Annotated in this window: 19 protein-coding genes; 8 read left to right on the top strand and 11 right to left on the bottom strand. The window is 71.6% G+C overall.

The features are described 5' to 3' along the window. Window positions 1-2: 2 nt before the first annotated feature. Both DQE82_RS11525 and DQE82_RS11520 read right to left on the bottom strand, forming a co-directional pair. The gene (locus tag DQE82_RS11525; RefSeq protein WP_064448199.1) at window positions 3-827 is read right to left on the bottom strand and encodes an ABC transporter permease; all 825 of its coding nucleotides are present in this window, start codon (window positions 825-827) and stop codon (window positions 3-5) included. Beyond that, on the bottom strand, window positions 824-1,780 hold the full coding sequence (locus DQE82_RS11520; protein ID WP_113972741.1) for an ATP-binding cassette domain-containing protein: 957 nt from the start codon (window positions 1,778-1,780) through the stop codon (window positions 824-826). Before DQE82_RS11520 ends, DQE82_RS11525 begins: the two co-directional genes overlap by 4 nt. 126 nt (window positions 1,781-1,906) lie before the next feature. Here DQE82_RS11520 and DQE82_RS11515 point away from each other — a divergent pair, with 126 nt between their 5' ends. Continuing rightward, window positions 1,907-2,290, top strand: a complete 384-nt coding sequence (locus DQE82_RS11515) for a hypothetical protein (RefSeq protein WP_043329122.1) — start codon at window positions 1,907-1,909, stop codon at window positions 2,288-2,290. Between the two features lie 9 nt (window positions 2,291-2,299). On the opposite strand, the gene DQE82_RS11510 is transcribed toward DQE82_RS11515, so the two are convergent. Together DQE82_RS11510 and DQE82_RS11505 are read right to left on the bottom strand one after the other, a co-directional pair. Continuing rightward, entirely contained in the window at window positions 2,300-2,821 is a 522-nt protein-coding gene (locus tag DQE82_RS11510) for an SRPBCC family protein (protein WP_113972638.1), read from the bottom strand. A gap of 3 nt (window positions 2,822-2,824) precedes the next feature. Then, the gene (locus DQE82_RS11505) at window positions 2,825-3,133 is read right to left on the bottom strand and encodes a helix-turn-helix transcriptional regulator (RefSeq protein WP_104115004.1); all 309 of its coding nucleotides are present in this window, start codon (window positions 3,131-3,133) and stop codon (window positions 2,825-2,827) included. 87 nt (window positions 3,134-3,220) lie between these two features. Here DQE82_RS11505 and DQE82_RS11500 point away from each other — a divergent pair, with 87 nt between their 5' ends. After that, window positions 3,221-4,150 carry an LLM class F420-dependent oxidoreductase gene (locus DQE82_RS11500; protein ID WP_113972637.1) on the top strand — a complete coding sequence of 310 codons (930 nt, stop codon included), beginning with the start codon at window positions 3,221-3,223 and terminating at the stop codon, window positions 4,148-4,150. A gap of 300 nt (window positions 4,151-4,450) precedes the next feature. Here the strand turns inward: DQE82_RS11500 and DQE82_RS11495 are convergent, their stop codons facing one another. Beyond that, window positions 4,451-4,858: a hypothetical protein gene (locus DQE82_RS11495; RefSeq protein ID WP_113972636.1), complete on the bottom strand. Its 408-nt coding sequence runs from the start codon at window positions 4,856-4,858 to the stop codon at window positions 4,451-4,453. A 67-nt stretch (window positions 4,859-4,925) separates the two neighbouring features. On the opposite strand from DQE82_RS11495, the gene DQE82_RS11490 reads away from it, so the two are divergent. Then, window positions 4,926-6,152 (top strand): FAD-binding protein, encoded by a 1,227-nt coding sequence (locus DQE82_RS11490; RefSeq protein ID WP_113972740.1) that lies wholly within the window; start codon window positions 4,926-4,928, stop codon window positions 6,150-6,152. Between the two features lie 2 nt (window positions 6,153-6,154). Here DQE82_RS11490 and DQE82_RS11485 read toward each other — a convergent pair whose 3' ends face one another. Next, on the bottom strand, window positions 6,155-7,294 hold the full coding sequence (locus DQE82_RS11485) for a site-2 protease family protein (protein ID WP_113972635.1): 1,140 nt from the start codon (window positions 7,292-7,294) through the stop codon (window positions 6,155-6,157). A gap of 151 nt (window positions 7,295-7,445) precedes the next feature. On the opposite strand from DQE82_RS11485, the gene DQE82_RS11480 reads away from it, so the two are divergent. Further along, window positions 7,446-8,060 (top strand): DUF6082 family protein, encoded by a 615-nt coding sequence (locus DQE82_RS11480; protein WP_113972634.1) that lies wholly within the window; start codon window positions 7,446-7,448, stop codon window positions 8,058-8,060. A gap of 31 nt (window positions 8,061-8,091) precedes the next feature. Here the strand turns inward: DQE82_RS11480 and DQE82_RS11475 are convergent, their stop codons facing one another. Together DQE82_RS11475 and DQE82_RS11470 are read right to left on the bottom strand one after the other, a co-directional pair. Continuing rightward, on the bottom strand, window positions 8,092-8,298 hold the full coding sequence (locus tag DQE82_RS11475) for a DUF397 domain-containing protein (RefSeq protein WP_064448206.1): 207 nt from the start codon (window positions 8,296-8,298) through the stop codon (window positions 8,092-8,094). 13 nt (window positions 8,299-8,311) lie between these two features. After that, entirely contained in the window at window positions 8,312-9,148 is an 837-nt protein-coding gene (locus tag DQE82_RS11470) for a helix-turn-helix transcriptional regulator (protein ID WP_113972633.1), read from the bottom strand. A 270-nt stretch (window positions 9,149-9,418) separates the two neighbouring features. Between DQE82_RS11470 and DQE82_RS11465 the strand changes: the two genes are divergently transcribed. From DQE82_RS11465 to DQE82_RS31320, 3 genes are all read left to right on the top strand, one after another. Beyond that, window positions 9,419-9,733, top strand: a complete 315-nt coding sequence (locus DQE82_RS11465; protein WP_064448208.1) for a DivIVA domain-containing protein — start codon at window positions 9,419-9,421, stop codon at window positions 9,731-9,733. Next, window positions 9,730-9,984, top strand: coding sequence for a hypothetical protein (locus tag DQE82_RS11460; protein ID WP_113972632.1), 255 nt, complete (start codon window positions 9,730-9,732; stop codon window positions 9,982-9,984). Before DQE82_RS11465 ends, DQE82_RS11460 begins: the two co-directional genes overlap by 4 nt. 62 nt (window positions 9,985-10,046) lie before the next feature. Next, window positions 10,047-10,169 (top strand): hypothetical protein, encoded by a 123-nt coding sequence (locus DQE82_RS31320; RefSeq protein WP_255423672.1) that lies wholly within the window; start codon window positions 10,047-10,049, stop codon window positions 10,167-10,169. Window positions 10,170-10,182: 13 nt separating this feature from the next. Here DQE82_RS31320 and DQE82_RS11455 read toward each other — a convergent pair whose 3' ends face one another. From DQE82_RS11455 to DQE82_RS11445, 3 genes are all read right to left on the bottom strand, one after another. Continuing rightward, a complete protein-coding gene (locus DQE82_RS11455; RefSeq protein WP_069088897.1) occupies window positions 10,183-10,602 on the bottom strand; it encodes a PIN domain nuclease in 420 nt (139 codons plus the stop codon). Continuing rightward, window positions 10,599-10,808, bottom strand: a complete 210-nt coding sequence (locus DQE82_RS11450) for a type II toxin-antitoxin system VapB family antitoxin (RefSeq protein ID WP_043329142.1) — start codon at window positions 10,806-10,808, stop codon at window positions 10,599-10,601. The genes DQE82_RS11455 and DQE82_RS11450 overlap by 4 nt, the downstream gene beginning before the upstream one ends. A gap of 73 nt (window positions 10,809-10,881) precedes the next feature. Beyond that, on the bottom strand, window positions 10,882-11,733 hold the full coding sequence (locus DQE82_RS11445) for an alpha/beta hydrolase (protein WP_113972631.1): 852 nt from the start codon (window positions 11,731-11,733) through the stop codon (window positions 10,882-10,884). A 137-nt stretch (window positions 11,734-11,870) separates the two neighbouring features. Here DQE82_RS11445 and DQE82_RS11440 point away from each other — a divergent pair, with 137 nt between their 5' ends. Next, window positions 11,871-12,614 carry an SDR family NAD(P)-dependent oxidoreductase gene (locus tag DQE82_RS11440; RefSeq protein WP_113972630.1) on the top strand — a complete coding sequence of 248 codons (744 nt, stop codon included), beginning with the start codon at window positions 11,871-11,873 and terminating at the stop codon, window positions 12,612-12,614. The last annotated feature ends 36 nt before the right edge of the window (window positions 12,615-12,650 follow it).

The following is a 12,650-nucleotide window of genomic DNA, read 5'->3' as shown; positions in this document are numbered from 1 at the left end:
CCTCAGGCGCGGCGGCGGTAGGCGCGGACGGCGAGCGGCGCGAACACCGCGATGATCGCCACGGTCCAGAGCAGCGACCGGGTCACCGGCCCGGCCACCGGGCCGCCGATCATCAGACCCCGGGCCGCCTCCATCACGTCGGCCACCGGGTTGACCCCGACCCACCACTGCAACCAGCCGGGCAGCGTGTCCGTCGGCACCATCATGTTGGTGCCGAAGGTCAGCGGGAACAGCAGCAGGAACGCCGTGCCCTGCACCGCGCCCGGGCTGCGCATCAGCACCCCGAGCAGCACGCCGATCCAGCTGACCGCGAACGCGAACGCGATGGTCAGCAGGCAGGCGGCGAGCGCGGACAGCGGATCGGTGCCGATCCGGAAGCCGAGCGCGTAGCCGAACCCCAGCAGCACCGCGATGGAGACCACGAACCGGACCAGGTCGCCGACCACCGAGCCGACGAGCGGCGCGGACCGGGCGATCGGCAGGCTGCGGAACCTGTCGAAGACGCCCTTCTCCACGTCGGTGTTGAGGCTGACGCCGGTCGCGATGGACGCGAACAGCACGGTCTGCACCATGATCGCGGGCAGCAGGAACTGCAGGTACTCGTGCTGCGAGCCGGCGACCGCGCCGCCGAGCAGGTAGACGAAGATCAGCACGAAGACGACCGGCTGGAGCGTGACGTCGAGCAGTTGTTCCGGGGTCCGGATCGTCTTGACCAGGCTGCGGCCGGCCAGCGCGAGACTGTGCCGGACCAGCCCGAACGGACGGGCGGAGGCGCGGGGCGTGCCGGTCCGGGGCGGCGGCGTCGCCGTACGGGTCGTCGTGGTCATGCCGCCACCTCCGCCTGCTCCTCGGCGCCGTGGCCGGTCAACGTGAAGAACACCTCGTCGAGGCTGGGCAGCCGCAACGCCAGCTCGACCACTCCGATGCCGGCGTCGTCGAGCCGGCGGACCACAGCGGTGAACGGGGCGTCGTCGTCCACCGGCACGGTCAGCACGCCCGGCCGGGGCAGCTCGGGATCGGCCCCGGTGGCGGCGCGCAGGATCTCGGCGACCGCGCCGATCCGGCCCGGATCGGTCGGCCGGACCACGATCGTCTGGCTGCCGGCGATCCGCTTCAGCTCGCCCGGCGTACCGTGCGCGATCACGCGCCCGTGGTCGATCACCGAGATCTCGTCGGCGAGCGCGTCGGCCTCGTCCAGGTACTGCGTGGTCAGCAGCACCGTCGACCCGTCGTCGACGAGCGAGCGGACCACACCCCACATCTCCTCCCGCTTCGCCGGGTCCAGCCCGGTCGTCGGCTCGTCCAGGTAGATCACCTCCGGCCGGCCGACCAGGCTCGCGGCCAGGTCCAGGCGGCGGCGCATACCCCCGGAGTACGTCTTGGCCGGGCGTCCGGCCGCGTCGGTCAGGCCGAACCAGGCGAGCAGCTCCGCCGCCCGCGCCCGCGCCTCGTGGCGGCTCAGGTCGAGCAGCCGGCCGATCAGCACCAGGTTCTGGGTGCCGGTCAGGTCCTCGTCCACCGAGGCGTACTGGCCGGTCAGCCCGATCAGCCGCCGTACCCGGGCGGCGTCGGTGACCACGTCGTAGCCGCCGACAGTCGCGCGCCCCCCGTCCGGGCGCAACAGCGTGGCGAGGATCCGTACCGCAGTGGTCTTGCCGGCGCCGTTGGGTCCCAGCACCCCCAGCACGGTCCCCCGGCGTGCGGCGAGGTCGATCCCGGCCAGCGCGGTGGTCGTACCGAACCGCTTGACCAGGCCCTCCGCTTCGAATGCGTAACTCATGACGCCGACGATGGCCGGGGCCGCTGGCACCGGGCGCACACGCCGCGCACACCGTCGTGTGCGCGGCGGCGAAATCGAGTACGCGTGCTCATTCGCCAGCCCCGTCGGCCGGGCAGGATCGAAGGCGTGACAACGAGACGTACGCTGCTCGGCGGTCTGTTCCTGGCGCTGGCCACGGCCGGCGCGTGGGTGGCCTGGCTGAGCTGGGAGTCCGGCTGGACCGTGGACCCGCAGACCGGTGACATGAGCGGGCCGTACGCGGTCTGGCAGGTCGCCGCCGCGGTGCTGACCCTGGGCGCGCTGGCCGCCGTCGCCGGCTGGTGGCTGAACATCTGGCTGGTGGCGACCGTGATGACAGTGGCGTTCACAGTTCCGTGGGCGGTGCACGCCGCCTCGACCGACGACACCGGCCTGTGGGCGGTCGGGGCGGCGCTGGTGGCGATCGGCACCACCATCGGAACGACGCTGGTCGGCGGCGCCGCCGGGTGGCTGCGCCGCCGGACCGGGTGACCGCAGTCGTCAGTCGCGGTTCAGGCGTTCGGCGTACGCGTCGCGCAGGTCCGCCCAGCCGAAGTCCTTCGCCTCCGCGCCCCGGATCGGGCCGACCGGGTCGCCGTCGAGCAGATGCGCGGCGACGTCGAGGCAGACGTGCCAGCCGGCGGCAGTCATCGCGGCGAGGTCGGGACCGCCGACCCGGTGCCGCAGCGTGAGCGTGGTCCCGTCGCCGTTGGCGGTCAGCTCCCAGCGCAGCAGGTCGTCGCCCCAGGTGTACTCCAGCAGGTGCGGCCGGTCGGCGCGCAGCACCCGGGCCGGCGCCGGGTAGCTCTGGTCGCCGTCGACGGCGCTGAGTACGGCGTCGCCGGGGCGGCCCAGGTCACGGTCGGCCAGGAACGGCGCCCACTCGGCGAGCCGATCCGGGTCGGTGAGCGCGGCCCACACGGTTTCCGGCGGGTGCCGCAGGTCGCGGACGAAGACCAGTTCGCTTTCGGGTGTCAGCCTCACCCGGGCGAGTGGGCCGGGGCGGAACGTGGCGCGGTCCATCTGTCACTCCTGACTGTCGAGATGGCGTTCCAGGGCGTCGAGATGCGTGGTCCACATCGACCGGTAGGGCTCGAGCCAGTCGTCGACTGCTCGTAGCGGCGCGGTGTCGACCCGGTAGATCCGCCGCTGCGCGGCAGTACGGCAGGTGACCAGGCCGGCGTCGCGGAGCACGCGCAGATGCTTGGAGACGGCCGGCTGGCTCATGCCCAGCGCGTCCACCAGCTCGCCGACGCTGCTCTCGGTCCGGCGCAGCCGGTCCAGGATGCGGCGCCGGGAGGGCTCGGCCAGCACGGCGAAGGCGTCGACTGTCACGCCTTCAATATGCCTCATCGGTTATATGCCCGGCAAGGAATGACAGGTCGCGCTGCCCCGCCCCGGCCGGCTCCATATGCTCGGGGCATGGAACTGCGGATCTTCACCGAACCCCAGCAGGGCGCCACGTACGACCAGCTTCTCGCCGTGGCCCGGCGCGCGGAGGAGACCGGCTTCGCCGCGTTCTTCCGCTCCGACCACTACCTGAAGATGGGCTCGGTGAGCGGTGACCCCGGCCCGACCGACGCCTGGACCACGCTCGCCGGGCTGGCCCGCGACACCACCCGGATCCGGCTCGGCACGCTGATGACCGCCGCCACGTTCCGGCTCCCCGGCCCGCTGGCGATCACGGTGGCGCAGGTCGACCAGATGAGCGGCGGCCGGGTCGAGCTGGGCATCGGCACCGGCTGGTACGCCGAGGAACACGCCGCGTACGGCATCCCGTTCCCGCCGCTGGGGGAGCGGTTCGACCGGCTGGAGGAGCAGCTCGCGGTGATCACCGGGCTCTGGTCCACCCCGGCGGGCTCCACGTTCGACTTCCCCGGCACGTACTACCCGGTCAGCGACTCGCCCGCGCTGCCCAAGCCGGTGCAGAGCCCCCGCCCGCCGATCCTGCTCGGCGGCATGGGCCCGAAGCGCACGCCCCGCCTGGCCGCCCGGTACGCCGACGAGTTCAACCTGCCGTTCGTCTCGGTCGAGGACACCGTCACGCAGTTCCAGCGGGTACGCGACGCCTGCGCCGAGATCGACCGCGACCCGTCCACGATGGCCTGGTCCAACGCGCTCGTGCTGTGCTGCGGCCGCAACGAGGCCGAGGTGAAGCGGCGCGCCGAGGCGATCGGCCGCGACCCGGACGAGTTGCGCGCCAACGGCGCCGCCGGCACGCCCGCCGAGGTGGTCGAGACGCTCGGCCGGTACGCCGAGGCGGGCAGCTCCCGGGCCTACCTCCAGGTGCTGGACCTGACCGACCTGGACCACCTGGAGCTGGTAGCCGCCGAGGTGATGCCCCACATCTGACCGGGGTTGGCGTCCCCCGTCCCGCCTCCCGCCTCCGCCTCCCGCCGAGATCTTGGTACGGAACGGCCCCTATAGGGGCCCTTCCGTACCAAGATCTCCAGCGGTCCCACCTTGCGGAACAACAATCTCGCGTTACGGGAGGCGCTCCCGCGCCGCCCCCCACCAACCCCGCGATCTTGCGGTTGCGGCCCTTCCGGTGCCGGATTTACGGCTCTTGTCGGGGCAGCAACTGCATGATCAACGGCGGTGTGGACGCCAGAACTCCAAGATCGTCGCCGAGTCGCGTGGGCGGCGGGCGGGTCAGCTTGTTGTGGCGCGGCGGACCGTGTCGAGGCGGCCGTCGCGGTCGCTGTCCAGGTACGTCACGTCGGGTACGCCGTCGCCGTCGAGGTCGATCTGCACCACGTCGGCCACACCGTCGCCGTCCAGATCCGTGACCACCTCGACGGAACCGTCCAGGTGCCGGGTCACGATCGACCGGCCCGCCCCCTGGCGCGGCGGCGGCCCCGGGTGGGGCACCGGGTCCGGCTCGGGCTCCGGCGCGGGCCCCGGCACCGGCGCGGTCGCGGCGGGCGTCACACCCACACCGGCGGGTCCCACACCGGCGGGCGGCATCTCCGCAGCGTCGGGGTCCACGCCGGTCGGGTCGATCTCCTCCTCCGACGGGTACACGTCGCCGCGGAGGCTCGGGTCGCGGTAGCTGCTCATCCCGCCAGGATTCCCGCCGAGTGGCCGGGGCAACCCTGTCGGCGCATGATGGCGGATGATGCAGCGCATGACGGACACGAACTGGGCCGGAAACGTCAGCTGGTCGGCGCGTACCCGATCGCGGCCGACCTCGACCGACGAACTGCGGCGGCTGATCGCGGAGGCCGACCTGGTCCGGGCCGTGGGCACCGGCCACTCGTTCAACCGGCTCGGCGACACCACCGGCACCCAGATCGCGCTGGACGGCTTGCCACCCGCCGTCGCGCTCGACCCCGACCGCGGCGCCGTCACCGTCGCGGCGGGCGTCCGCTACGGCGACCTGGCCACCGCGCTCCAGGCCCAGGGGTACGCGCTGGCGAACCTCGCGTCGCTGCCGCACATCTCGGTGGCCGGCTCGGTCGCCACCGCCACCCACGGCTCCGGCGCGCGGAACCGCAACCTCGCTGCCGCCGTCGCCGCGCTGGAACTGGTCACCGCCGACGGCGATCTGATCACCGTCGACCGGGCCGATCCGCGGTTCGCCGGGCTGGTGGTGAACCTGGGCGCGCTGGGCGTGGTCACCCGGCTCACGCTCGACGTGGTGCCCACGTACGAGATCCGGCAGCACGTCCGTCTGGGCCTGCCCCGCGCCGCGCTGGACGAGGCGCTCGACGCCGCGTACAGCGTCAGCGTCTTCACCTCGTGGCGCTCGGAGCGCTTCGACCAGGTGTGGGTGAAGCAGTACGCCGACGAGGCCCCGCCGCCCGCCGACTGGCTGGACACGGTGGCCGCCGACTCGCCCCGGCACCCGGTGCCCGGCATGTCGCCGGAGCACTGCACCGCTCAGCTCGGCGAGCCGGGGCCGTGGCACGAGCGGCTGCCGCACTTCCGGCTCGGCTTCACCCCCAGTAGCGGCGACGAGCTGCAGTCGGAGTGGCACGTGGCCCGGGCCGACGCGACGGCGGCGCTCGCCGCGCTCGACCCGGTCGCCGACCGCATCGCCGCCGTGCTCCAGATCTGCGAGCTGCGTACGGTCGCCGCCGACGAGCTGTGGCTGAGCCCGAACTTCCGGCGCGACTCGCTGGCGCTGCACTTCACCTGGATCGGCGATCCGGTCGCTGTCGCGCCGGTGCTGGCCGAGGTGGAGGAGCGGCTCGCCCCGTTCGCGCCGCGCCCGCACTGGGGCAAGCTGTTCGAGCGCGATCCCGCCGCCGCGTACCCCCGGCACGCCGACTTCGCCGCGCTGCTGCGCGAGTTCGACCCGAAGGGGAAGTTCCGCACCGCCGAGATGGACCGTTACTTCCCTAGGGACTGATTTCAGCGTCCGGCCGGCATCTGCTGGCGCAGGCTGCCGCGCTGCACCGCGCGGCTGATGTCGCTGGGCGAGACGATGCCGACAAGCTGGTTGTCGACCACCACGAGAGCGCGGCCGTCGGTGCACTCGTTGAGCCGGGGCAGCAGGTCGGTGAGCTGCTCGTCCGGGCGGGCGAGCACCAGCTCGTCGGCCCGGCAGGACACCTCGGCCAGGGTGGTCGACGCACGGCGGTCGGCCGCGATGCCGCGTACCCGATCGAGCGTGACCAGACCGACCGGCCTGCCGTCGACGGTCAGTGGGAGCGCGGAGTGCCGGTACACGAAAAGGTAGTGGTCGACGAAGTCGGCCACTGTGAGGTCGCCGGACGCGGTCTGCGGCTGCGGCGTCATCACGTCGCCGACCCGGATGCCGCGCAGCGCGTCGCCCATCCGGGCGGCGCGTTCCTCCTGGCCGGCGGCGCCGAGCAGGAACCAGCCGATCAGCGCCAGCCACAACCCGCCGAACCCGGCGCCGGTGAAGAACCGCCACAGCCCCAGCCCGATCAGCACGACGCCGAGCACCCAGCCCGCGCGGGCCGCCACCACCGACGCCTTGGTTCGGTCGCCGGTGAACTTCCACACCGCCGCGCGCAGCAGCCGCCCGCCGTCCAGCGGGGCGGCCGGCAGCACGTTGAAGATCGCCAGCAGTACGTTGATGCCCGCCAGCCAGGCCAGCGCGCCGAGCAGCAGCCCGTGCCCGCCCGCGGCGGCCACCGCCACCGCGATCGCCGCGAAGAACACGCCGATGATCAGGCTGACCAGCGGCCCGACCCCGGCGATCCGCAGCTCGGCGCCCGGGTCCTTCGCCTCGCCCTTCAGCTCGGCGACACCGCCGAACAGCCAGAGCGTGATGCCCTCGACCTCGATGCCGTTGCGCTTGGCGACCACCGCGTGCGCCACCTCGTGGGCGAGCAGACCGACGAAGAAGACCACGGCGGCGGCCAGGCCGGCCGCGAAGTAGGCGACGGGGGAGTGACCGGGGTACGAGGCGGGGAACAGGCTCGCCGACAGCGCCCACGCGATCAGCACGAAGATGACCAGGACACTCCAGTTGACGCCGACCGGTACGCCCGCGATCCGGCCCAGACGGAAACTCGCCCTCATGTTTCCGTCATACCCGGCGCACCCACCCGCACACCAGAACCTGCCGCACGGCGTGCCGGTTCTGCGGTGGGTGCAGAGCCAGGAGGATCGGGGTGCCAGGTGGCGGCGCGTTCGATTGATCAACTTTGATGGGAGAACTAGCCTTGCGTAGATGAGGAGTGTTCGCGGCGTAGCCGTCTGGGCGTTGTTGGTCTTCTTGGGAGGGCTTGCGCTGCTGCTCTCCCCGCCCCTGATCGACTACGCCTTCGATCCGAGTACCGACTGGGAGCGCTTGGCGAATATCGGCCAAGCCTACGGCTCGGTCTCCATGCTTCTGTCCGCGCTGGCTCTCGTGGGTGTGGTCGCCACCACCATCAGTCAAAACAGGCAGGCCCGCATCGCATTGGAATACGCGCAACGTGACCAGCACGCCTTGTTGCTCAAGATGGCCATAGATGATGCCGTGCTGATGGAGTGCTGGGGGTCGCTGACCCAGGACCCTGCCCCTGAACGGCGGAGGCAGCGGGCCTACATCAGTCTGATCCTCAACTTCTGGGCCACGACCTGGCAACTGGGCGGGATGCCTGAGAGCCAGTTGCGAGGACTGCTGGCGGCTGACATCTTCGCCACCGAGATCGGCTTGAGGTTCTGGGAGCAGGCGCGGCTTACGCGGAAGGTCGTGCACGCGGGGGCGCAGCCAGCAGCGTTCGACCGGATTGTAGAGGACGAGTACCTGCGCGCCCTGGCGAAGCTACGAAGCACGGAGGCTTCGGGCGTTGGATCGTAGGGTCAGGGTGCGCAGGCGATGCCTGCCGCGTTCAGTTCCGGAACGTCTCGTGCTTGACGCCCGCGACGAAGGTCGACCAGGCTGCCGGGTCGAAGGCGAGGATAGGACCTCGCGGGTCCTTGCTGTCGCGTAGCCCGACCACGCCGGGCAGGTTGTCGGCGACCTCGACGCAGTTTCCGGAGCCGTTGCTGCGGGTGCTCTTGCGCCAGGTCACCGCCGCCTGGTTGGCCTCTTCCACCCGCGCCGTCCTCTCATAGCTCGTCGATCGCCCCCAGGATCAGGTCGTGCGACTCGCGGGCGCTGGCCGCCGTGGCGACCAGGTGCTCGAAGACGCGGCTGTACTCCCTGACCTGTTGGCCTTCGAGGTAGAGGCTACCCGCGCGGGTCTCGACGTAGACGACCCCCGGATCGGCCGGCTCGGGGAAGGCCAGCACGCTGAAGGCACTGCCCATCGACCCGTACTCGCCCGCGCCGAAGGTCAGGATCTGAATGGTGCGGCCAGGTCGGTCGGCCTCCTCGGCCAGTCGCCGCAACTGCGCCGCGAACAGCTCCGCGCCGCCGACCGGCCGCCGTAGTGCGGCTTCGTCCAGCACCACCCAGAGCTTCGGCGGAGTCTCGGTGTCCTGTCGCCGCATGCGCAACTCCACCCGCCGGTCCACCTCGTCGGTCGGGGCGTCCGGGTGCTCGGCGCGGATGACCGCGCGGGCGTAGTCGGCGGTCTGGAGTAGACCCGGAACCAGTTGCGGCTCGAACGCGCGGATCTCGGACGCCTCGGCCTCCAGCCCGACGTAGACCTCGAACCAGTCCGGCAGCACGTCGTCGTACGCCTGCCACCAGCCGCGCTTGCGGGCATCGCGGGCGACCTGGACGAGTGCGTCCACCTCGTCGCCTTCCACCCCGTACAGCTCAAGAAGTCCACGGGCGACCGGCGGCATGACGGACACCTGGGCGTTCTCGATGCGGCTGATCGCCGACTTCGAGATCCCCACCTCCTTGGCGGCCTGGTCGGCGGTCATGCCGGTCTGCTCACGGAGGCGACGGAGGGCAGCGGCCAGGCGTCGACGTCGGACGGTCGGGCTTCCAGTCATGCCGGTCAGTGTGGCGGAAGCGGACGAGCTTCGCAATGACATCATCCCGAATCGGGAGTTGCGCAAAGGGGGCGGTCCACTGCACGATGAGTGAGTGGCCGGATCGGCTGGGTCATCGGGTGTCGACCTGGGCCACGCGTTGTGCCCTGCTGACGTACTGCTGGTCGAAGGCTGCGGTGGCAGGTGCCGGGGTGGGTCCGCCGGTGCGGGGCGGGCCGGTGGGCCCGCCCTTCCACAGTTCGATCTCGACGGTGAGGGGCAGGTCCTGTCATGCGCGTCTTCCTCCGGCGTGTCCGCCGTCGCCGGCGGTCGGTCCTCGGATCGACCTGCTACCGCTCGTCCACCTATCAGCCCTTGCGTCCGTGGCAGGTCCGTGAGCGGAGCTTCCGGACGACCCAGCTGGGCCGGCGCGGGCTCGATCCGCAGGAGGTGCGGGAGTTCCTCGACCGCGTCGCCGGTGACCTGGCCACCGTTTACGACGCGCTGGCGCAGAGCCGCCGGGAGACCGACCGGATCAAGAACGCGCTGCGTCGCTGGCAGTCGGAGCAGGCCCGGGCCCGCAACGAACGGGGGTACGACAGGTGACCGAGCGCTGGGTGATCCACCTGCCGGTCGTCGTCAACGACCTGCTCTCCGCTCAGCGGCTGGCCCGGGTGGTGGCGCACTGGTCGCACGTCCTGCCGCAGACCGAGCCCGGCGGCACCACGGTCTCGGCGGAGGACGACCAGAACGTCCGCCACTGGGTGTTCTGCGACCTGTTGCTGTCCGGCGGGCAGCGGTGTCTGCTCCGGCCCGGACACGACGGTGAGTGCTCCCGGCGGTTCCGGTCGCGATGAGCACCCGCCAGACCAGGGTCGGACGCCCGCATGCCGCACCAAAAGCGGAGTATGCACGAGTCGTGACCGACGAAGACGTCGAGCGGGCCCGTCGGAGGCTGGCGCAACCGCCGCCGATCAGCGACGAGCAGCACGACCGGAACATGGAGTGGCTGCGCCAGTTCGGGGGCGACTCGTGGGAGTGAGGACCGGAGCTGGTCAGTCGGCCTTTCCGGCCGGGACGACCCACGTCATCGGCTGGCCGGTGATCGCGGTGATCAGGTCGAAGTCGCCGTCGTAGTGCAGAACGGTCACGCCATGCCGTTCGGCCGTCGCGGCGATCAGCAGATCGGCCATCGAAAGCGCGCGGTGGTTGCCCTTGTGCAGCGCCTGCACCTGGACGTCGATCGCACGATCCCAGATGTCGTCCGGCATGGCGAGCCAGTCGAAGCCGCGAAGCAGCCATCGAGCGCGCTGCGCGTCCTTGGCCGAGCGGGCGCTGTGCACCACCTCGATCTCGACCGCCCCGCAGACCGCCAGCAGACCGCGCTCGGACAACTCGTCCAGGACGGGTGCCACGGCGGGCTTCGGCCACCTGGCGAGCGCCGACTTGTCGAGAAGGTAGCGCTCCCGCGTCATGCCGCTTCGGGCTTCGACGCCTGCTGCGGGTCGGTGAGGTCCGGCAGGCCGCCGCTCTTGAGCCAGTCGGCGAACTCCCGGCGCTTCTCCCGGTTGACCACTTCCTGCAGCGCGGCGTTGACGGTGGCCTTCTTGGTACCGGTACCGAGGATCTCGGCGGCCTCGGCCAGGAGGTCGTCGTCGACGTCAAGGATGGTCCGGGACACGTGCGCCTCCTCGTCCGAGCACTCGAAACGAGGTGATGATATCAATTTTTGCTGATCTTGATATCTCCGTCGGTCAACGCCGTCGCGGGGCCTCGGCGACCACTGTCGGGGAATACTCGTTCGCCGCCTCGACCGCCCACTCCAGCGCGTAGTCCGCCTCCTCCTCCCAGCCCGGTTCGCCGCCGACGAAGTGCGACCGGCCGGGGAACTCCCGGTAGCCGGTGAGCGCCGTCGAACTCCGGTAGAGGTTGGCGATCGAGCTGGCCAAGGTCGCGGGCACCACGTGGTCCTCGCCGCCCGCGGTGATCAGCAGCGGGGCGCGGTCGCTGCGCTTCTTGTCGATCTCGGTGGCGGAGTTCGGGTCCAGGTTGGCGAACGCGGCCTCGAACAGCACGTGCCCGGCGCCCGGTACGGCGTACCGCTCCCAGGCGGCGTCGGACTCCTGCTGGCTGATGGTGTTGCCGAAGGCGTACCGGAAGTCCTCCGGCGTGAAAGGCACGGCGCGGTGCCGGTTGGCCGGGTTGTGCAGGATCGAATACCCGGAGCGAAGCGTGCTGGGCGGCAGCTTGAGCACACCCCGTACCGGCGCGGGGTGCACGGCGACCACCGCGGCGCCGAGGCGGCGGTCCGCCAGCAACTGGGCGATCAGGCCGCCGAACGAGTGGCCCATGATGATCGGCGGGCGCGGCAGGCCCTTGACGATCGCCGCGTAGTGGTCGGTGATGTCGGCGATGCGCTGCGCGGCGATCGGGGCCGGGTCGGCCCGCAGCTCCTCCACCTCGCGGTCCATCCCGGGCCAGGCGGGCGTGAGCACCTGGAAGCCGCGCGCGGCGTACCGCTGCGCCCAGTGCTCCCAGCTCCGCGAGGTCATCCAGAGCCCGTGGATGAGCACGATCGTGTCGACCCGTCCCGTCGGTGCGCTCATGTCCGCCTCCCCGTTTCGCCGCTGGACGGCCCGCGCGTACCCGGACTGGGCGCCGGCAATCCTGCCTGACCGGCCGGACAGGAATTGACGGCTGACCCGGATGATCAGCGTCCTGAGTCGACTGTCAGGATGACGACATGACGGTCAGACTTGCCGACAGGGTTGCCCTGGTGACGGGCGGGAGCCGGGGTATCGGCGCCGCCGTCGTGCGCCGGCTGGCCGAGGACGGCATCCACGTCGCGTTCACCTACCGCACCGCGCAGGACAGCGCGAAGTCCGTGGTGGCCGAGATCGAGGCGTACGGGCGGACCGGCCTGGCGATCAACGCGGACAGCGCCGACGCGACGGCCGTGATCGGCGCAGTGGACCGGACCGTCGCCGAGTTGGGGCGGCTGGACATCCTGGTCAACAACGCCGGCGTGTTCGCGGGTGGGCCGATCGAGTCGGTCAGCCTCGACGCCCTGGACCGGGCGATCGCGGTGAACGTGCGCGGGGTCTACCTCGCCACCCAGGCGGCGGTACGCCACATGGGCGCGGGTGGGCGGATCGTCAACATCGGCAGCAGCTTCGCCAGCCGCGTCCCGGCACCGGGGGTGAGCGCGTACGCGATGACCAAGAGCGCCGTGAACGGGCTGACCCGGGCGCTCGCCCGCGAACTCGGTCCGCGTGGGATCACCGTCAACCTGATCCTGCCCGGCTCGACCGACACCGACATGAACCCGGCGGACAGCGCGGGCGCGGACGGGCAGCGGTCGCACATCGCCCTCGGCCGGTACGCGACCCCGGACGACGTTGCGGCGACTGTCAGTCACCTGGTGGGCCCCGGCGGACGGCACATCACCGGCGCGTCGATCGCGATCGACGGCGGCGCGACGGCCTGATCGGCCCCAGAGCGTCCGGCGTCGGCGGCGTGACCG

Origin of the sequence: Micromonospora sp. LHW51205 (assembly GCF_003315815.1) — a bacterium.
Classification (GTDB): Bacteria; Actinomycetota; Actinomycetes; order Mycobacteriales; family Micromonosporaceae; genus Micromonospora; species Micromonospora chalcea.
Note: the sequence above shows the minus strand (reverse complement) of the source record. Positions and strands in the feature narration are given on the sequence as shown.